Below are 20,518 nucleotides of genomic sequence, written 5' to 3'. Positions count from 1 at the left end.
CCCGCCTCTTATGTGTATTTTTCGATAACACGAAGCCATCGTTTTAGAGCAAGCGGCTGGGCAGCAGCTTCCGGATTAAATAGGATAAGAGCGGAGCCAGTCTCTTTTGTAAAATCGATGGAATGAATATCCGGATCCTGCTTCATTTCTTCAATTAGCATCCACATTCTTTTTTCGTAGTCTCTCCAATTTGGAAACAGCAGCCTCATCCTGCCGGGTATAAAGTGTTTTAAGAAAACTCCATTTCTTTGAAGTACAGTGTTCATTCTTTTTGCGAAAAAAAAATCCCGAACGGCAGTCAGCAAATTCCATACCCCTTTTTCATGTATTTTTTATACTTTTCTGAATTTTATATCTAATTCATTTAGTAGTCAATATTTTCCTGTTATAACGTGACTAAAGTCACTGCGCCTTATAATAAATGGACTGCAGGAGATTAGGATTCTAGTTGAATTAAACCAGCTGAAATTACTAGAAATGATGGATGGCCAGGTGTTTTTCAATTTGCAGGAATAATAAGCAGTGAATACAGGAAAACTCAGTTCGATTTGAACTGAGTTTTTTTACGGTTTTATCCTATAATCCATTCCCAGTCTGAAAAGTTAAAATGTGCTCTTCAGTGCTTCTGCTGTTTCAGTCGTGTCATTCATAAAATAAGAAATTCTTTTGAAATCATCGCTTAGAGCTTCGATGGTGGCGCCCATTTCCTGCAGTCCTGCTGTCGTCTGTTCGAGAATAGCGGCCAGTTCATTTGTGGCCATTTCTACTTTCGATGATTTATTCGTTACATCTTTTGATAGATCCTGAAAATGATAAAACTCCTCATTGCTGTTTTTAAGGATAGCCGTTAATCTGGAGAATCTGGATAACACATCATTTGCTGTAGCGACGCTGTTCTCAATTTTTAAACTGCTGATCTTCATTTTCTCCAGGGCGTTCGTGTTGCTGTTATTAACTTCAGCAAGGTTGTCATTGATTTTTACTGTCATTTGGCTCGTTGTTTCAGCCAGCTTTCTAATTTCTTCGGCGACGACTGCAAAACCCTTCCCGGCATCCCCGGCTCGCGCTGCTTCAATAGAAGCATTTAATGCCAGCAAATTTGTTTGCTCTGTAATCTGTGAAATCATCGCTGTAAAAGAGTTGGTTTCTTCAATTTTTGAAGTTAGCACATGAAAAGTGCTGTTCAGCTCATGGTTTACCCGATGAAGCTCTGAGATCTCGGTGCTGAGCTGTTTCACTTTTTCTTCCCCGTCTGTAGAAAGCTCATTGGCATGATTGGAATCTTGAGACAGCTTGATGGATGCATCAGACAAGGTTTTCATGTCTTTCATCGTATCCGTTGCATGATGAGCGATATCGATGACTTGCTCGCTTTGTGAAAGGCTCCCGGCTGACACTTCTGAAATGGCCGTTTTCATCTCCTCACTTGCCTGCAGGTTTGTCTGCATCTGGGCGTTTACCTGCTGGAGGTTGCTGATCATATTCGAGACATTGCTCTCTAATTCGGTTTTCTTCTGTGCTTTGTTAGTGGCTTCTTTATCAAGCTCTGTCACAAAGTCCTGAAGCTTCTTAAATTGTGCTTCATTCGTATGGATTAAAATGAGCAGCGTGATACCTGTCAGCAAATAGGCGGCAGCAATTACGGGAAAGGATTGATCCAGAATTGTACGATCATCGCCCGCCGCAAACAGCCAATTGCACACGAGAGCTGCTAACCCAAGCGGGTATCCTGTGAGAAATATGATCCTCTTGAAAGGGATGGCTACATAAACGGCGATGAAGAAGATAATGGCTAAGTAAGTTACAGAACCGCCAAACATCAAAATTCCGTTAAAGACCGAGGCGATGAAAATAATCATGCTGACAAAAGGAAAGACTATATACTTTTTCCAAATGACTACCAATAGAATATAAGCAGCTGCAGCTCCTGCCAGTTGAACAGAGTACACCACACCCCTGCCCACATCGCCTGTGCTAAAGAAGAAAATCCCTCCAAGGGCCGCGATCAAAGTGGTCAAGATAAACATCAAAAGGCTTTTTCTCTTCAAGTCCTGTTCAACTAAGTTAGTAATTGGTTCCATGTTGTTCTCCTCTTATTATACAATTTTCGACAATAAGATAATTATATAGAACTATTTTTAAGGGGGTAATAACTTATTGTTAAGTTTGATAACGTGCAGTATAGGCCGGATAAGAACCTTTATAGGATAAGGATAGTACTACTTAATTACCGAAAAATGTCTATAAAAATTTGTCACACCACTGCTAAAGGAGGATATTGAGCATTAGTCATACATTACATGTTCCAGATGCAAATTTAACAAAGCTCAATGATGACACTAGAGAAAATTTGAAGTTTCCTATTAACTCAACGAGTCGGAATGAGCTCATTTCGTAGCTACTTAAAGAAAATCATTGAAATTATCATATGGAATACCTCTGAAAGAATATCACTTATATAATATGGTATTATAATGAATATATGGTTATTATAGGTATATAAAAAATGCTTTCTATAGACATTAAGGAGAATTACCGTGAATAAACAGTATTTGGACCTAATGCAATTTTTTGAGGGGTATGTTCGAAATTACAGGAGATTTAATCTGTCGAAGATTCATAACCGGTCAATGTTCACCCAGAGAGAAATCGAGTATTTTTCAAAACTTGGAGAAATGCTGGGTTTTGACGCATTTATAGAGGATTCAAAATTTGATAGATTAAAAGGCCGTTCAAGGCCTATGGATTTGGCACTGTGGAAATGGGATAAAAGAAAGGACCATGAAAATTACATCTATCTCGCGCTGCATTTAGAAAGAGAAAATCAGTGGGATAAGGATGAAGACACCATTGATAAACTATTCTCAGATACAGAGGAAGGCTACATTCCGCACAATGCAATTGGAATCCAGTTTGCTGAATCAAAGGAACGAATTGAATACTTAAATTCACTCATTGTCGAAAAAAATAAAGAGCAAAAATCGAATGTACTTATGATCTACCGGTTTTACGATATTGTCAGTGATCTTAATAAAGTGGAGGCATACAATTTCAAACCGGATAAGGCTTATCAAGTCAGAACCGCAATCTGCAAAACGGATGAATTCGGCTATTGGTTTATGTGTTTCGAAGAGGAATATGCAGGACCAGTCGGTACCATCAATGATACCAAAGCATTAAAGTCTTTTCTGGAAATATAATCCAAGTAATGAGGCTGTTGTTGGAAAGGAGATTGTTAATGGGGGGATAGAAATGGTTCAACCACTTGCTTACGGTACCTTTACTCAAAAAGGAAATGACATCTTTCGAACATCAGCCTATATTCAATGGGGAAGTTCAACGGAATCCTTAGGAGCGTGTCTGTTGCTTAATCCAGGTTCTTCAACAGGAAGTTCAACTGGTGAAATAACAGAAATAACAATAGATCCTACAATGAAGCAGCTTGTCTCATTTGTCCAAAGAGTTTATGAGGGGGAGCAGCCTATTTCAGGAAGGCTGCATATCTACAATTTGTTTAATCTTCGCGATGCCAGTTCTATAAAGGCTATCGAAAAGTTCGAAAAACTTGTTTCATCCGGAGAATATCATCCAGAAGAGTCTTTGATAACTATTGATGATTTGAAAATGCATCCATGGATTCTTCTAGGATGGGGTGTCATGTATAAGAGCAAGTGGAGACACTTAAAAACGATTAAGGATAATTGGATAAAATTAATTTTAGATTCAGATATTCCTTCATTCGGAAAAACACATAAGAACAGGAAGGATTTCTACCATCCATGCCCTTTAATTTCAACGCAAAGGCCGTTAATGCTGGAAGAACTCATCCGTCATTATAAGTCAACACTCACTCAAAATGCAGGAACAGAAAAATCTCAAGAAGAACAGGCCCGATTTGGACTATAGCTTAAGTGAGCCGGATTTCGCCGGACCTATGGCCACTAAAAAAGAGGAGGAGTTTTAGCTCCTCCTCTCCTTAACCAATTCATACCTCTCCAAAGAAACATCTTCAAAAAATGGACTCGGTTTCCCGGCACTAAAGAGCTGCAGAACATGCATAGCCCGGGTGCATGCGGTGTAAAACAGCCTGCGCTCACTTTCAGCTCCATAAACATGTGCAGAGGCGTCGTAAATGATGACCGCATCGAATTCGATTCCTTTAGCCAAATAGGCCGGAAGTACAACTACACCTTGCTTGTATTCATTTGTCCCGCTTTTCACGAGCGTACAATCGCCAAAGTTCTTTAATGAATCAAAGGCAGCGGCGCTTTCCGCAGCGGATTTGCAGATCACCGCAATGGTGCGGTAATGCCGGCCTTGAAACTCCCGAATTTTCGCAGCGATTACCCGATGCAGAAGATCCCGGCTGGACAGCTGGGTGAGAACCGGTTTTTCCCCGTCCCGTTCAAAAGCGTGGATTTGTTCTCCGTTAGGTACGAGTGCGCGTGTAAATTCGACGATCGGTTTGGTCGACCGGTAGCTGCGGGTCAAGTTGATGACGGACGTTTCATCCGCACCGTATAAACCGCTGAGCGTATTAAAGTCAGCCTTCTCACTGGCATGGGCAAATATGGCCTGGTTAAAGTCTCCCAGCACCGTCATCCTTGCCGAAGGAAACAATCGCTTCAAAAACTCGAATTGAAACGGAGAATAATCCTGGGCCTCGTCTACAAGAATATGCCTGATAGAGCTGTTCGTCTGGAAGCCCTGGATTAGCTCCTTCAATAAGAGAAACGGGGTTGCATCCTCATAAAAAAGCTTTCCTTCTTTCAGCTGATTCACGGTCAGACGGCAAATATCCGGCCACTCTTCTGGAAGTTCCCCGTCCAGCCATTCCTGAATGCTTAGGGGATTAGTGAAAAACTGATTATAAATTTCTTTTATCCTGACAAAATCCAGGGTTTTAATCCGTTTCCGCACCGGTTTTAATTTTTGCCGGACAACTAAGCGGGCCAGCGCTTCAGGCTCCATTTCATAGTCATGCATCGCCTCCCCTTTAAAGCCGCGCTTTTCCGCCAGGTACTTATAAGCCTTCTGATAATCTTCATTGCTGAGAAGTTCGATTTCCTCTTCCACCCAAGGCTTATTCCATTCATGCTTGCCCGCTTTATCGATTTCTTTCAGGAGCCACTCCTTTAGTTTTTCCAGCCTGTTGGGGAAGCGAAGGGAGGGCTCATGGCTATAGAAAGCTTCAGTAATCTGTTTTCCGGAGACGATTGGTTTTCCCCGGAAGATGATATCATCAAAAATCATTCCAGAGGCCTCAAGCGATTTTCTGTAAGCAAGTATGGCTTCAAAAAAACGGGTGGTAGCCTTCAAACAAATGCCGGCAACCCTGTATTCATATGAGGGAAGGTCTGTTTCTGTCAGCACAAATTCCAGCTGATCATAAGGATTCTCCGTTTCCACTTCCTTTTTTAGCCGGTGGTCCAAGTATTCCTGGAAGGTGACCTGCTGCATGTTCTCTTCTCCGAGCTCCGGCAAAACATTCGAAACGTAGTGATTAAACAAGGAGTTAGGGGAAAAGAGAATGATTTGATCGGCAGACAGTTTTTCCCGGTATTTATAAAGCAAATAAGCAATCCTCTGCAGGGCAGCCGATGTCTTGCCGCTTCCGGCAGCGCCATGTACGATCAGCATTCGTCCGCGATCATGGCGGATGATCCGGTTTTGCTCCTGCTGAATGGTGGCCACAATGCTGTGCATTTGTTTGTCTGTACCCTGGCCCAGCACTTCCTGTAAAATTTCGTCCCCGATGGTGAGGCTCGTATCGAACATCGATTGAATTTTGCCGCCACGGATAAGATATTGCCATTTTTTCTCGAGCTTACCGCGGACAGGACCTCCCGGCGTTTCATATGAAGCGGGTCCAGGGGGGAAGTCATAATAGACACTTGAGACCGGAGACCTCCAGTCGTATATAAGAAAATTCTCGCCGCTCGGGTCCGTCAGGGTGGAGATGCCGATGTAAATTCGTTCTGCATGGGGTTCTCCTTCTTCCGCAAAATCAATCCGTCCGAAATAAGGGATCTCCTGCATGCGGTACAGTGCAGCTAATCTTTTGGAGGCATGTCTGTGAGTGCTTTGGCTGACAGACAACGCTTGAGCCTCTTGTCGTAAGCCAATAATCGTTTCAAGAAAATCATCAAAGGTATCCAGATTCACCTTTACTTCATCCCAAAAATATTTGCGGATGTTCACAACTTCCTCGCGGCGCCTTGATGTCTCGTCCTCCACGTTAAAAATCTGCTCTGAAATGGCATCCATGATCCGGTTTACACGCTCTTGCTCCTGTCGAAGTTCTGTGCTCATACAGTCACTCCTTAAGTAAGTATTTCAATGAACAGACATGAAAAATATTGTTTGACGGAGTAGGGAGTTAGGGGATATAATGATAATAGGGATACTTTGAGTAATATTTGATTTCGATTTAATTTATCTATATAAATTTACCATAGCATACAGGTTTTTTCAATGACATGATACGATCCAAAGCCCGGTTTCTCAGAAGCCGGGCTTTTTTGCGGCTTTAACAAACTGCTTTTCCACAGCTTATTAACAGTCGGCATCATGTGGGGTGTAACGATCATTTATTCGAGGCCGGCAACCCTGCTATAATAGATAGTAAAAGAAATTCATGAAAAAGGGAGATGGTTTTAGTATGAGTATGCCAAAAGAAAACCATATACCCATTGAAGAGTATTTTAAAAGGCGCGGGCAAAGTGATGCACTGATGGAATACATAGATGGAGCGATCTACAAGACCCCCTCTCCATCAGCTGCCCACCAGCGCATTTCAGGCCGCTTGTTTGTGCAGATGTACCAGGTTTTAGAAGGGAAAGAGAGTGAAGTCTTTCATGCACCATTTGATATTGAGTTGAAAAAGGATGATTCAGATAATAAAGTGGTTATTCCAGATCTTTCGGTAATCTGTGACAAGTCCGGGTTAAGGGAGAACAACTATATAGGTGTCCCTGCTCTCATTATCGAAATTATTAGTCCATCGAACCAATCGCATGACCTGGTTACGAAGTTAAATCTGTATATGCAGTACGGTGTCCAGGAATACTGGATTGTTAATCCGCTCATTCATACCATACAGGTGTATACCTTATCCGATACTGATCAATACGTTCAAAAAGATGTAGTAAAAGAAACAGGGATTATTCAATCGAGTTTGTTTGAAGAGTTCCGGGTAAATGCTGAGAGCTTATTTAGGGATTAAGGCATAAAGCAGTTTAGATTACGGAACTTGAGGGCCGGTTGGCTCACCTTATTATGAAGGATCATTCTAAGAACAGGAGTGGATTCCAATAAAAACTAAAAGAACGTACTATCAGCTGCAAATTACCCTGCAGCACATCGAGCCGCCCATTTGGAGAAGAATGCTTGTACCAGGTGGGATTACATTTCATAAGCTGCATAAAATAATTCAAGCTGCCTTTGACTGGCAGGATTATCACGAATATTCATTTCAATTTGAAGATTTTCTAGTCATCCTTCCAAATCCTGATTTTCAATTTCACGAAACAGAGAAGAATCCAAAAAAGTTTAAATTAGAACAGGTAATAGATGAATACTGCCAATTTACATATGAATACGATTTTGGGGATGGATGGGAGCATGAAATGATTTTTGAGAAAGCCGTCCAGCTGGAGGAGGAAGTCCATCATCCTGTGTGTTTGGATGGAGAACGCCACCGGCCGCCTGAAGATGTTGGAGGACCAGGGGGTTACGAAGAGTTTTTAAGAGTGATTCGCGATCCGGAGGATGAAGATCATGACCACATGCTGTTATGGGCAGAAAAGGATACAGGCGGAAGAAAATTTGATCCTGAATACTTTTATAGGCAGGCAGCCAACCGGAAGTTAGCGAAAATTACATGCTAAGACCAGGCACTTGCACCGTAAATGAAGGTGCAGGTGTCTTTTTATTTGAATCCCTCTCCTGATCTTTTTTAGGAAATCCAGTCATATGTGATCTTTTTTTCTCCATAGAATGGATGCATCACAGGTTTTTGCGGAAAGGGGCTTTTTATGCACACATCGATGTACAGGAGTAATGGAAATCAGCAGGAGATTGTTGCATTTGCCAGAAAGGATGTCACTGGGGACCGGGTCCCGGACAATGTGTATTTGACGGGTAAGAAGACGGCCGGCAGTCCGTTTGTTCAGAACATTGCCCTTCATGTACAGAATGGAAGAACGGGAGCGGTCACGAATGTCCCGCTCCGGAATAATGCCGGATATGATCCGGCACTATTTTTAGGAGATTTTACAGGGAACGGGGTGGCAGATATTTTAATCAGCATCAACACGGGCGGAAGCGGCGCAATTATGTATCATTATGTCTACTCGTTCATAAACAGCCATCCCCGGCTGCTTTTCGATTCGGATGTATACAATGAACGCTATCTGTACACCGTTGACTTTCAGAATCAATACAAAGTAAAGGTCGTCAGCAAAATCAACAATCTAACTTATATAATCGATATTTCACAAAAAGACCCGGAGTACTTGAATGAGATTTATGAGGCAGACGGACGCTTGAAGATGCCTGTAACCGGCTTTGTTAATCCCTTAAGCGGGCTGTATCCGGTTGATTTTGATTCAGATGGCGTGTATGAGCTGCTGGCCTATCAAAAAATTGCCGGAAGGTTTAACGCTGATTCGCTGGGCTATATGCAGAATACTTTAGGATGGGGAGCGGACGGTTTTGCTTTGCAAAATCAATATACTGCTATATTTGGTGTGTAATTAATAAGGATAAAAACAGTGAAAAAACGCAGCGGCTTGATTTAAAAGTATGTTGCATTCCAAAGGGTTTTAGGCTAATATTGGAAATGTTTACTGAACGTACTTATTTTTGGAAGGGTGATCAAAGGGCGATGATCAGCTAATTCTTTTTTAGAAAAACGGGCGCATCAACGGGAATGACGAGCTATTTTTCTGGATCGGATTAGTTTTGCCTTTTGAGACATGCTGAAATACAGAATGCCTTAGGGTATTTCTGTCTTCCTTTGTTATCAAAACAAAACCTCCTGTCCAGAATGAATGGATAAAAGGAGGTTTTTTTATGACAGAAACAGCTGAACAGGAGAATTTCGGCATGGGGGCTTTATTCCGGAATCAAGTGATCAGGACGATTCTGCTGTCTGTGTTTTTTCTCCAGATTGGAATTTGGGTAAGGAATTATTCCATTCTTTTGTATGTAATTGAGAAGACGAATGAAAATCCGGTAGCGGTATCGCTTATTTCAGTAGCTGAGTTTGCTCCGATTTTCCTGTTTTCGTTCATAGGCGGTACATTTGCTGACAGATGGCGGCCGAAAAGGACGATGATCTGGTGTGATCTGCTTAGCGCCATCTCCGTATTTGCCGTTCTGCTGACCTTGTTTTTCGGAAGCTGGAAAATGATTTTCTTTGCGACCTTGATCTCCTCGATTCTTTCTCAATTTTCCCAGCCTTCCGGTATGAAGCTCTTTAAGCTCCATGTACCGGAACAGCTCGTCCAAATGGGGATGTCCATGTATCAGACCATGTTTGCCTTATTTATGATCCTCGGCCCGATTCTTGGAACCTTCGTTTTCCAGCGTTACGGTATTCTCGCCGCTGTCGGTGTGATGGGGGTGGCCTTCCTGCTTTCAGCTGCAATCCTGCTGATGCTCCCTAAGGATCCGGAGCCGGAAAAGGAAAAACCGAAAACGACGCTGATGCAGGAAATGAAGCAAGGCTTCGGCTATGTGCTGAACAGCCGTGTCTTAACTCTGCTCGGCGGTTGCTTTGCAGCTGCGGGGCTTGCGATTGGCCTCACACAGCCGCTTGGTGTGTTCCTCATCACGGAGAGGCTCGGCCTTCCTAAAGAAAATCTGCAGTGGCTGATGGCTGCCTTTGGAATCGGGATGATTCTAGGAGGGGGAATCACGATTGCGGTCGCCAAAAAAGTCCTCCCGCAAATGCTCCTTTCCATCGGAATGGCGGCCAGCGCCATCGGAATGGTCGGAATGGGATTGTCGACAGAACTTTGGCTGACCCTGGGCTTTCAATTCTTTTCCGGATTGTTTATGCCCTGCATCCATATTGGAATCAACACGATGATTCTGCAAAATACGGAAGAAGCCTTTATCGGAAGGGTGAATGGGATCCTAAACCCCTTATTCATGGGGGCGATGGTCATCACAATGTCAGCGGCAGGCTGGCTCAAAACGAATCTTTCCATCGTCTATATTTATGAGGCATCCGCCATCCTCCTGTTTATCGGAATTATTACGCTCCTGCCAATCATGAAAAAGCCGGCAGCCAGCAGGGGATTAAAAGAGGGAATGTAAGCAGGAAGCGTACAGCTGATGCTGTACGTTTTTTACGTACCGAAAATTTTTGTTGATTGACAAGCCCGCGACCCCTGCAAATCACCTAATTTTTGCCGATATAAGGTGGGTAGAGAAAAATGTGGGGGAATCGAAATGAAAATTGCATCGTTGTTAAAAATCGTCTTGGCTTCCGTGCTGGTGCTGTCTCTTGGAATCATTGCCTGTCTGACCTTGTTAGTAAACGGCATGATTGGACGGGGAGAAGCATTTGACCGGCAGCTTGAATATCAGCAGCTTGCTGCAGAGCTTGAATCTGCCTCTGATTATTTAACAAATGAAGTCCGGAATCATGTTCAGTTTGGAGAGCAGGAGCATCTGGATAACTATTGGAAAGAAGTCAATGAAACGAAAACCCGGGACCGGGTGGTTACTCGGTTAAAGGAGCTGGGAGCGCCGGAAGAACTGCTCTCGCTTGTAGAAGAAGCAAAGAAGAAGTCAGACACGCTTATTCAGCTTGAAGATGCGGCAATGAGAGCGGTTGAAGAAGAGGATTTTGATAAAGCAAGAGAGCTAGTCTTCGGCAAGGAGTACGAGGAGGGGAAAGCGCAAATCTTAGTTCCGATTGATAAATTTCAGAAGGATTTGGCTGACTGGGCTCATGCCCAAACGGAAGAAACGAGCATCGCAATGAAGAACTATTTAATTATGACGTCTGTCTCTATGGTTCTCCTAATGCTTGTTATCTTATCAAGCTTGCTTCTGTTTATGAGAAAAATCAGTCCGCTGAAAGAAATGACCGCTATCGCTGAGAGCGTATCCGGCGGAAATCTGGCTGCCGGAAAGGTGAAGGCCGATACGAAAGATGAAGTCGGGGTTCTCGGCCGTTCCTTTAATACCATGGTGGACAACTTAAGGACGCTGATTCAAGAAATCGGACAGACTTCTGAGCAGGTTGCGGCAAGTGCTGAAGAGCTTTCAGCGAGCGCCGAGCAAAGCAGTACGGCGGCCGAGGCCATTACAAGCGTGACCCAGGAGCTTGCATCCGGTTCAGAAAAGCAGCTTAACGCAGTTAGTGAAAGCTCTGGCTATCAGGATCAAATGGCAGAAAACGCCATCCAAATTGCAAGCCGGGCAGATTTGGTTTCCGCCTCAGCCAGAACGGCATCTGACAAGGCCCTGGAGGGGAACGAATCCATCGTCACCTCTATACAGCAAATGGAATCCATTCAGGAGAATGTCGCTGAGCTTGCAGATGTCATCAAAGAACTGGGGAGCCGTTCTCATGAAATCGGCAAAATTGTCGATGTCATCACAGGCATCGCCGACCAGACCAACCTTCTGGCTCTAAACGCGGCGATCGAAGCGGCAAGGGCCGGCGAACAAGGGAAAGGCTTCGCTGTCGTAGCAGACGAGGTTCGAAAGCTAGCAGAACAATCCGCTTCCTCTGCCAATCAGATTTCAAACCTCATCAAACTGATCAGGCAATCCACCAGCATGGCCGTGTCAGGAATGAATACCACGACCCGGGAAGTCTCAGAGGGCATTACCGTCGTCAATAAAGCGGGAGAATCCTTCAAAGGCATCATCCAATCTACAGAAGGTGTTGCGGATGAAATGGAAGCCATGTCCGGCACAGTGAAAGACCTTGTGAAAAGCATGGAAAAAGTCGCCGACGCTGCCAAAGCCATTTCTCTCGTAGCCGAGCAAACACTCGAAGGAGCGCAAATGAACGCTGCATCATCTGAAGAACAGCTGGCATCCATGGAAGAAATCACCTCCTCATCAACCATGCTTGCCGCCATGGCCGAAGCAATGCAAACGGCCGTTGCGAAGTTTAAGATGTAGTTGATAGGAGCTTTACTGCTTTATCAGGGTGGAGGACAGGGATTCCTTCTGAAAAGCAGGTTTTTGATTTTGACCTGAAATGTGAGGTAAGACCAAGAATGCTGTAAGATCAGCATTCTTGGTCTTTTTTCTTTTTAATCTGTATGTGTTTTCGCAGGTAGTGTATGGATTTACTAGTGAAACTTACAGCGTATTTGTTGCGAATTCTGACGATTTGTGTCGAAAAGTCTTTATGTGGGTGAGTACGGACAATAAAAATAAAATACGGACAATAAATGATAGAATACGGACAATATAAAAAGAATACGGACAATAAATGATAGAATACGGACAATATCCTGATTGTTAGTAGGCTGATGCTGCTTATAAATGCAGCAAAACGGTCTTCGCAAGTCTCGGATATTCCGTTTTTCTAGTTTAAACGGCCTTCCAATAAAAAAACAGATTCAATGTGGAGTAGATCGCAATGCACCGGCCCCCGTTACGGTAAAGCACCGGGGGAAGGAGGCAGAATTCCCTTACCCCTACTGCCCCAACGCTTTTGAGGTGCTGGGGACAGAGGCAAACTAGTAGACATAATGAGGGACGGAGGCATCCTCCGACCCTTTTTTTCCATATATTGGGGACAGAGCACACGCCTGGAAATCCCGTGTGCTTCAAGGGTTCATTTAGGCTGGTGCCAAAGGTTTAACGCTTTAGCAGAGCGGGGGACGGAGGCAAGCGTACGCGCACATAGTACCTTCTCCAATTTAAGGTACTGAGCGGGGGACAGAGGCAAGCGTACGCGCACATAGTACCTTCTCCAATATAAGGTGCTGAGCTCGGAAACAGAGGCAACCATAAGCAAACAAAGTTTCAACTCCAATGGTACAGTCCCGTGAACAGAGGCAAAACCACCACCACCACCACCACCTCTACCACCACCACCTAGTTTCAACATAGCCCCTAAGCAGCCTATTTCCCAAGCCGTAGAAAAATCCAATTCCCTTTTGTATGCTTCGTATGAGTCACGAAGGGAGAGGGACGCAAGTGAAAAAATGCAAAATGTGCAAAAAGGAACCGGGGATGGCAAGGCGGATTAATAATGAGGGGCTTTGGTTTTGTTCAGATGACTGCTATGAAGAATTCGATCAGTCTCCGAATGATCACGATCATCCGTACATAGATGACTATGAGTCGGTAAGATTTGAATATTTGGGGTGGATGAACGGCTGGGAACGGGATCTGTACAAAGGGTATTGGTCCGGAACTCCCAGAAAAGCGGATTTGCTGGAAAGCATTGATGAGATGATTGGTGAGTTCTGGGATTACTATCGATTAGAAGGCTCGGACGGGTGCTTTTCATCTGAAATATACCGGTACTTGCTGGAGCTTGAGGATTTGAAGGGGAGCATCGCAGCTTGGAAACCTGATGAAAAGATGGCTGAGGAGTGGCGATAGATGTTTTCAGCGCTTCGGCAAGGTGGAAAAGGTATAATGAAGACACTAAAGCAGAAACTTATTTCGAAGCGAGATGAATTTAAGTAAGAAAGGGAGATTCAATGGCACACAATTCAGGTTGGAACTTAGAAAACAGCTATTCCCGTCTGCCGGCCCCATTTTTCTCAACGATGGAGGCGGATCCTGCGGATGACCCGGCGCTGGTGATGTTTAATGAGCCTCTCGCCAAAGAGCTGGGTTTGGATGTTCAGGAGCTTCAAACCGAAGCGGGAGCCGCTATTTTTACGGGGAACACTTTTCCGGATGGAGCCGTTCCTCTCGCCCAGGCTTATGCAGGCCATCAATTTGGCCAGTTCACAATGCTTGGGGACGGACGGGCGCTGCTGATCGGCGAGCAGATCACGCCTGGCGGTGAACGGGTGGATATCCAGCTGAAGGGTTCAGGTCCGACACCGTATTCACGGAGGGGCGACGGCCGGGCGGCGCTTGGACCGATGCTGCGTGAATACATCATCAGTGAAGCGATGCACGGACTCGGTATTCCAACGACCCGCAGTCTGGCAGTAGCGGCAACCGGGGAAGCAACGATCCGTGAAACGGCGCTGCCGGGAGCGGTTCTGACCCGGGTTGCGGCCAGCCATTTGCGCGTCGGGACGTTCCAGTATGCAGCGAATTGGACTGCGGCGGAGAACCTCCAGGCACTTGCTGATTACGCAATTGAGCGGCATTACCCCGAGATAGAAGAGAACGGGGAACAGCGTTATCTTTCTTTCCTTGAAGAGGTCATTAAGCGTCAGGCTGCGCTCATTGCAAAATGGCAGCTAGCCGGATTTATCCACGGGGTGATGAACACCGACAACATGACCATCAGCGGGGAAACGATCGATTATGGACCGTGCGCGTTCATGGATACCTATAAGCGTGAAACGGTCTTTAGCTCCATTGATGTACAGGGGCGCTATGCTTACGGGAATCAGCCGGGTATCGGAGGCTGGAACCTGGCCCGTTTTGCTGAAAGCCTGCTGCCGCTCCTTCATGAAGACCAGGAGGAAGCGGTCAAGCTCGCCCAGGAGACCATTTCCCGCTATCCCGAGTTGTATCGGAAGCAGTGGCTTGAAGGAATGAGAGCCAAGGTCGGATTGGTCCATGAAGAAAAAGAGGATGAGGCGCTTCTTCAAGACCTCCTCAGCTTGATGGAAAAGCATGAAGCCGACTACACGAACACGTTTCGGTCCTTAACCATCGATCAGCTTGATGGGCAAGAGCTCTTTCAATCCGATGAGTTTTCAGATTGGAGGGGGCGCTGGCAGGAGCGTCTCGAAAAGCAGGAGGCATCCATTAAATCTGCAAGAGAGCTTATGCGCCAAAGCAACCCTGCGGTGATCCCGCGGAACCATCGTGTGGAAGAAGCACTGGAGGCAGCTGGAAAAGGGGATTTCAGTTTGGTGGAGCAGCTTCTTGCCATCCTATCCGAGCCCTATGCCTACTCAGCAGACCAGGAAGAATACACGAAGCCACCTGGACCGTCCGGATGTGATTACCGGACGTACTGCGGTACGTAAAAGGGGTGTTTAAAGGTCAGCCGTCCAATGTGCGGCTGGCCTTTTTGCATTAAATGGAAGTGAGTCAAAAGTCTCATTATGAATATTAAAGTTATGTAAAAACAGGACTTTTAACATGATTTAATGGTATATTAAAATAAAAAAACGGACTATTTAAGTCTTTTTACCTATTAATGTTAACGGAAAAAGTACAGAAAGAGGAGTGCTTATGATTCTTATAGAAAATGACTTTTTCAAGCTGGAAGAAGAAAAAGGGACGGTCAGTCTCTGTGCGTTTCAGAAGGGCTTTCTCCTTTCTGATGTCAACAAAATACTCGACCAATTCCCCCGAGTCTCCATTACATCCTTCCAAAACCTTAAGAAAGCAATCGCTGAAGCTGTGAATCAGCCTGTAAATATTGGGGTATATCTCCCGCTCGTTACCCATTTAATCAGCAAGGATAAAATGACGGCGAGCCTTAAAGTGCTCGCAACGCCGGCAGAGTTTGATCAATTGAAAACAGACTTGGCTGAAAAGGCACTGGAAACGTTAAATCAGGCAGGTATTACAGAAGGGCTGAATTTGAATGCCATTCAGGACGGCCTTGTTCCGATGCAGTGGGTGGAAGCTGCAAAGGGGATCGCGCCGGTCCACGGAAGAGACGCATCCGTCCGCTATTATGAGCTTTCTGAAAGGAAACCGACGATACAGGAAACAGGCAAAGCGGATTTTTATCATCTGAATTTTATCGATGAAGTCGAGCAGGGAGAATGGCTGGGAGAAAAAATTCCCCCTACTGACGGGACGGATGGAGTGAACGTTCTAGGTGAAGTTCTGAAGGCAAAGAAGGGAAAGGATAAGAAACTTCTGTACGACCAGAAGACGGTCAGGGTGGCAGAGGAAGACGGCCGGTTCATCTTAAGAGCCGCAATCCGAGGTATAGTATCGTCTGCCGCCGGCAAAATTTCTGTCGCCAATCATTTACGGATCGATGGGGATGTAGGGATCGCCACCGGCAATATTGAATTCGATGGTTCTGTGACGGTTAACGGGACCGTGCATGAGGGGTTTTCAGTTAAGGCAGGTGTCGATATCGCGATTCTTTCAGAAATGGGGGTTCGTGAGGTGGAACGGATTGAATCCCTAAACGGCGATATCTTTATCAAGGGCGGTGTGTTCGGAAAAGGAATCATCAGAGCCGCAAAAACCATTTTCGTTAAGCATGCCAATGAATGCACCTTGGAAGCAGGGGAGGACATTCACATTGGATTCTATTCTAAAGGCAGCCGGCTTATCGCTAAAAACGTTATTACAGAAGAGCATAAGGGGAAAATCTTCGGCGGGGTGATCGAAGCGAAAGGCCGGGTCTTTGCGAATGAAATCGGAAATAAAATTGAGCTCAAAACGATTATTCAAGTAGAGGGGTTTGACCGCATCCGCCTGCAGGAGGACTATGTCGCGCTGCTGACAGAATACAAGCAGTCGGTCCAGATGATCGAAGAGATTCAGCGCCACATAGATGTGTATGAAAGCTTTTCCTTGAATTTGAATGACCGGCAGCAGGCCCATCTTCAAAATTTGAAGAAAGCTTATGATGAAAAGCTGAAAGAGATCTCCACACACGATCAGCACCGGGAAACATTGATGAAGATGCTGAAAATTAAGGGGGACGGGGAAATTTCCATTTGCCGCAGCGCCTATCCGGAAACGTACATCGAGATCAAAAACATGAAGAAAAAAGTGGAGTCTTTAACGAGAGGAACCTTTTATGTTACCGGACGGGAATTGAAATATGAATAAGGAGCATTTGTGATGAGCTTTGAAAAATCATATCGATATGAAATTTTACTTCAGGCAATAGAGGTTTTTACACAGAGATATGACGTTCATTCGCTGCTTAAATTTGCTTTTGATTTTGCCAATGAACTTTTGACTTTAAACCGGTCCGCCCTGTTTCAAAGGGAAAACAACCATTTTAGCCTTGTGCATACGAGAATCTACGGGTTTACGGACTATACTTTTCCGGCTTCCGAAAAGCTTGATGAGCTTCCTCTCTATCATGGCAGGCCGCTTGCAGCCGAGCAGCTGAAGGATTATTTTCCAGACTGCTTTATTCAGGATTTCTCTGCTCATTACGTAATCCCCCTGATCAATGACACCGTTCTTGCCGGGTTTATTGTGACAGATGGAAAGTCGATGGGGGAGATGACGAAGGATGATCAGATCAGCTCGACAATCATGATGAGCCTTGTGAATTCATCCCTTGAAAACAACCAGCGTTTCCTTGACTTTCAGGAAGTGAATTCCCAGCTGGACCGGAAAATCTTTAATCTTTTTGTTTTAAATCAAAGCATCAAGGCGCTCCTCTCTGAGCTGAATGTCCAAAAGCTGTATGAAATGGCCACCGATGTGTTCAGTGAAATTTCAGGAAGCCGGGTCACGAGTTTTGGAATTTATGACCCTCTCTCCAAAAAAATAAAAATAAAAGGGTATCGCAATGTCCATTCCTTCCAGAATTTATATGCTGAGTTGGAGATCAGCGATCCGGAATGCTTTTCTGGCCGGACGGTCATTCATTTAAAGGAAGAAGATAATTGGGCAGAGCGGGCGTTCATGAACGCTTCTGCACTTCAAGAGCTTGAAACACACTATGTTATTCTCATTCAGAAGGAAAAGCTGATCGGCCTCGTAACGCTGAGCGACTCCCGCCAGCAGTCCACCTACGACGGAGGCACAATCGAACTCATTGAAACCCTGGCTTCCTCTACGTACATTGCCCTCAGCAACGCCCAGCTTTTTGAGAAACAGGAAAAGCAGAAGAAGGAGGCGGAAGCAAAGCTTGGCGTCCTTCAAATGTATAACCGGCTGATCAGGACAATCAATTCATGCCGGACAAGGGAGGAGCTTTTGAACCTTTCCCTGACTACGCTGGAATTGGGATTCGGGATAAAAAAAGCTTTTTTCGCCTTTAAGAATGGGGAAGCGTACAAGGTGGCTGCGTCCATTGGATCCGGCATGGCGGGAGAATCCTTTTCATTTGATGAAGCCATGCAGGAAAAGCTGAAGGACGAAACCCACTATGATTTTAAATCGGACCGCCTATCCTATTATTTTCCTGATGAACGCTTTCGAGCAATTTTGGGAGAATCATCAGGGGTGGTCGTTTCTCCCATTCAGTGGAGCACGGGGGATTTTGGGCTTACATGGGAGCATACTCCTTATGGTTACCTGGTTGTCACCGAAACGACCGAGAATCTGAAGGAAGAAGAAATTGTCTTGATTGACACCATCACGAGGAATATCACACCGCTAATCTACCACATGGACCGCAGAGATACACTGGAGGATCTGGATTCCCAGAGGGTGTTAAATGGAGGAAAATAAGGGGAACTCAATGGAATATATTACAATCGTGACAAAAGACCACAGGACCCTCACCGCAGGCCTTCATGAAATTAAAGGCGAGCTGATGAATGTGGTCGTTAAGGATAAGACCGGAATCAGCCTGGGGGACAAGCTGACATGCAAATACAATCAGCAATCCTTTCACGCCTATGTCCTTAAACAGGAGGAATTCAACCTGTACCTTTACCTGCCGCTTCAGGAACGGAAAGCACCGAATGAGCGCAGAAGGTTTTACAGGCATCCGTGCCAGCTGAATGGAGTAATCACTTCAGAAGCCGGACCGGAACGCAAAGTGACAATCATCGATCTCAGCTTCAACGGGTTCGGGTTCATCTCGACCCGCCCGCTGACTATGAATGAAGCCTATTCCTTGCAAATCTTCGCCGGAGAAGAAGTCATCCATGCCCGGATCTCCATTCAGAACACGATGACGCTGCCGTCCAGCCTTTACCGGTGCGGCTCTCAAATCCAATTTCTCAGCAAGGAAAACCTATTTCTGTTACGAAAATATATAATCAATGAGCAGCTGAACGAAAATGGATAACAAAGAGAGGGAAACAGCCGCTTTCCTCTCTTTCCATCTTTGTTAAAATCCGCGTTCTTTCAGGGCGAGACCGATTCCAATCGCAAACATCATCACAAAATACAGCACATCATACGGTTTTCCGAGCTTCCCTTTACTCCGCAAATGCCTGTTGCCCATAATCAACGCCGGAAAATAAAAGATGATTGCCGTCCCGGAAAGCATAAGGCAAGGAAGGAGCAGTCCTTCATCGAGCGTCGGGTCGAGCGTCCAGCCGAATGCCTCTGCGGCATACATAAAGGTGATCATCCAAAGAATGGATAGATAAAGAAAGAGGAAGCCCGCCAAAATGTTAACAAGACCTGTTAATCCAAGCCATCCCGCTTTAATGGCAAAACGCGTCCGCCTATTGTCCAATCCGTTTCCTGCTCTCTTTATCGCATACGACATACAGCTTTGTGCCGGGAGCGAGCGGGTGATCAAGCTTTTGCAGCACGTTGATATGCTCCTGATCCGACAGCAGCAGCGCATTTTTATCCTTTAGGCTTTCAAACGCGTCGCGATAGGTTTTCCATTCCGGAAGAGCGGAAACTTCATGAAGCTCTTCCCCGCCCCGGCCGTTGTTCAATAGCTTGCCGAAAATCGTGCTCGTTCCATGATGACGGGCGGACCTTGCCATCAGATGGGAGGCGGCATGTTCAGAAAGGATGAATTCATCTACGCTAACATGCTTAAACATTTTCACGTGCTGTTTATTGAGAATTTCGGCAATCGTATAAATATTGGATTCCGTACCTGTATCATACTCCTCAATGCTTGAAGCAATCAGAAGTGTCCTGCCATCGGCAAGATCCATATCCTCCACATGGGCAGGGGCAAAGATGAGAACTGCCTTTGCCCGGGCAGCCCCGGCCTGATCCAGGATGGCCGTGTCTGTGGCACTTCCCTGTATGTAATGGAACCGTTCGTGAGTCATAGGTGACTTTTCAAGCTCGTCAATCAAAACGAGATCCGCTTCCGGCTCCTCCAGCATCAATTCCTTCGCTGCTTCCCTAGACTTTTGTGTCCAGCCGATCAAAACATAGTGGTGCTGTCCCCGATACATAAGCCTTCCCTCTTCCTTCATTTGTTTATGCTTAGAAAACGAATCGACGATCATGCCAATTACGATTCCGAAAATGCCGATCCCGAACGGATAGATGACGAGCATCGTCCACACCCGTCCAGCTGCGGTAACAGGGGATACATCCCCGTAGCCTACCGTTGTCATCGTTGTCATCAGCCACCAGGCAGCGTGAAGATTGCTCTCAAATGTCTCCGGTTCAAGGACCCTCATGATCCAGGTGTTGATAATCAGGAATAAGAGCGTTACCGCAAGGAGGGTGAGGAATTTGACCTTCATTGCTTTTACATACAGTTTTCTAAATAAGATCATGCATTTTCTCCTTTTAGATA

17 protein-coding genes are annotated in these 20,518 nt (G+C 45.3%); 12 read left to right on the top strand and 5 right to left on the bottom strand.

Annotated features, from left to right (window positions below; translation table 11 throughout):
- Nucleotides 1-8: 8 nt before the first annotated feature.
- Both ACQCV8_RS10750 and ACQCV8_RS10745 read right to left on the bottom strand, forming a co-directional pair.
- Nucleotides 9-305 (bottom strand): HMA2 domain-containing protein, encoded by a 297-nt coding sequence (locus ACQCV8_RS10750; protein ID WP_426844629.1) that lies wholly within the window; start codon nt 303-305, stop codon nt 9-11.
- A gap of 297 nt (nt 306-602) precedes the next feature.
- Complete coding sequence (locus ACQCV8_RS10745) at nt 603-2,081, bottom strand: methyl-accepting chemotaxis protein (protein ID WP_426844628.1); 1,479 nt, start codon at nt 2,079-2,081, stop codon at nt 603-605.
- A 456-nt stretch (nt 2,082-2,537) separates the two neighbouring features.
- On the opposite strand from ACQCV8_RS10745, the gene ACQCV8_RS10740 reads away from it, so the two are divergent.
- Together ACQCV8_RS10740 and ACQCV8_RS10735 are read left to right on the top strand one after the other, a co-directional pair.
- Nucleotides 2,538-3,200, top strand: coding sequence for a hypothetical protein (locus tag ACQCV8_RS10740; protein ID WP_426844627.1), 663 nt, complete (start codon nt 2,538-2,540; stop codon nt 3,198-3,200).
- Between the two features lie 52 nt (nt 3,201-3,252).
- Entirely contained in the window at nt 3,253-3,906 is a 654-nt protein-coding gene (locus ACQCV8_RS10735; RefSeq protein ID WP_426844626.1) for a hypothetical protein, read from the top strand.
- Nucleotides 3,907-3,960: 54 nt separating this feature from the next.
- Here ACQCV8_RS10735 and helD read toward each other — a convergent pair whose 3' ends face one another.
- Nucleotides 3,961-6,312 carry an RNA polymerase recycling motor HelD gene (gene helD / locus ACQCV8_RS10730; protein WP_426844625.1) on the bottom strand — a complete coding sequence of 784 codons (2,352 nt, stop codon included), beginning with the start codon at nt 6,310-6,312 and terminating at the stop codon, nt 3,961-3,963.
- A 349-nt stretch (nt 6,313-6,661) separates the two neighbouring features.
- Here helD and ACQCV8_RS10725 point away from each other — a divergent pair, with 349 nt between their 5' ends.
- From ACQCV8_RS10725 to ACQCV8_RS10680, 10 genes are all read left to right on the top strand, one after another.
- A complete protein-coding gene (locus tag ACQCV8_RS10725; protein WP_426844624.1) occupies nt 6,662-7,225 on the top strand; it encodes a Uma2 family endonuclease in 564 nt (187 codons plus the stop codon).
- A gap of 82 nt (nt 7,226-7,307) precedes the next feature.
- The gene (locus ACQCV8_RS10720; protein WP_426844900.1) at nt 7,308-7,889 is read left to right on the top strand and encodes a plasmid pRiA4b ORF-3 family protein; all 582 of its coding nucleotides are present in this window, start codon (nt 7,308-7,310) and stop codon (nt 7,887-7,889) included.
- A gap of 147 nt (nt 7,890-8,036) precedes the next feature.
- A complete protein-coding gene (locus tag ACQCV8_RS10715) occupies nt 8,037-8,756 on the top strand; it encodes a VCBS repeat-containing protein (RefSeq protein WP_426844623.1) in 720 nt (239 codons plus the stop codon).
- 319 nt (nt 8,757-9,075) lie between these two features.
- A complete protein-coding gene (locus tag ACQCV8_RS10710) occupies nt 9,076-10,326 on the top strand; it encodes an MFS transporter (RefSeq protein ID WP_426844622.1) in 1,251 nt (416 codons plus the stop codon).
- Nucleotides 10,327-10,461: 135 nt separating this feature from the next.
- A complete protein-coding gene (locus ACQCV8_RS10705; RefSeq protein WP_426844621.1) occupies nt 10,462-12,153 on the top strand; it encodes a methyl-accepting chemotaxis protein in 1,692 nt (563 codons plus the stop codon).
- 1,029 nt (nt 12,154-13,182) lie between these two features.
- Nucleotides 13,183-13,593, top strand: coding sequence for a hypothetical protein (locus tag ACQCV8_RS10700; protein WP_426844620.1), 411 nt, complete (start codon nt 13,183-13,185; stop codon nt 13,591-13,593).
- A 101-nt stretch (nt 13,594-13,694) separates the two neighbouring features.
- A complete protein-coding gene (locus ACQCV8_RS10695; RefSeq protein WP_426844619.1) occupies nt 13,695-15,155 on the top strand; it encodes a protein adenylyltransferase SelO in 1,461 nt (486 codons plus the stop codon).
- A gap of 208 nt (nt 15,156-15,363) precedes the next feature.
- The gene (locus tag ACQCV8_RS10690; RefSeq protein WP_426844618.1) at nt 15,364-16,935 is read left to right on the top strand and encodes a DUF342 domain-containing protein; all 1,572 of its coding nucleotides are present in this window, start codon (nt 15,364-15,366) and stop codon (nt 16,933-16,935) included.
- A 12-nt stretch (nt 16,936-16,947) separates the two neighbouring features.
- Nucleotides 16,948-18,519, top strand: a complete 1,572-nt coding sequence (locus ACQCV8_RS10685) for a GAF domain-containing protein (RefSeq protein ID WP_426844617.1) — start codon at nt 16,948-16,950, stop codon at nt 18,517-18,519.
- 10 nt (nt 18,520-18,529) lie between these two features.
- Nucleotides 18,530-19,084: a PilZ domain-containing protein gene (locus tag ACQCV8_RS10680; protein ID WP_426844616.1), complete on the top strand. Its 555-nt coding sequence runs from the start codon at nt 18,530-18,532 to the stop codon at nt 19,082-19,084.
- Nucleotides 19,085-19,126: 42 nt separating this feature from the next.
- Here the strand turns inward: ACQCV8_RS10680 and ACQCV8_RS10675 are convergent, their stop codons facing one another.
- Nucleotides 19,127-19,480 (bottom strand): hypothetical protein, encoded by a 354-nt coding sequence (locus ACQCV8_RS10675; protein ID WP_426844615.1) that lies wholly within the window; start codon nt 19,478-19,480, stop codon nt 19,127-19,129.
- Nucleotides 19,470-20,498, bottom strand: a complete 1,029-nt coding sequence (locus tag ACQCV8_RS10670) for an ion channel (RefSeq protein WP_426844614.1) — start codon at nt 20,496-20,498, stop codon at nt 19,470-19,472. The genes ACQCV8_RS10675 and ACQCV8_RS10670 overlap by 11 nt, the downstream gene beginning before the upstream one ends.
- Nucleotides 20,499-20,518 lie beyond the last annotated feature (20 nt).

It is taken from the genome of Metabacillus sp. 84, assembly GCF_050107715.1.
Classification (GTDB): Bacteria; Bacillota; Bacilli; order Bacillales; family Bacillaceae; genus Metabacillus_B.
This window is presented reverse-complemented; position numbering and strand designations above follow the sequence as displayed.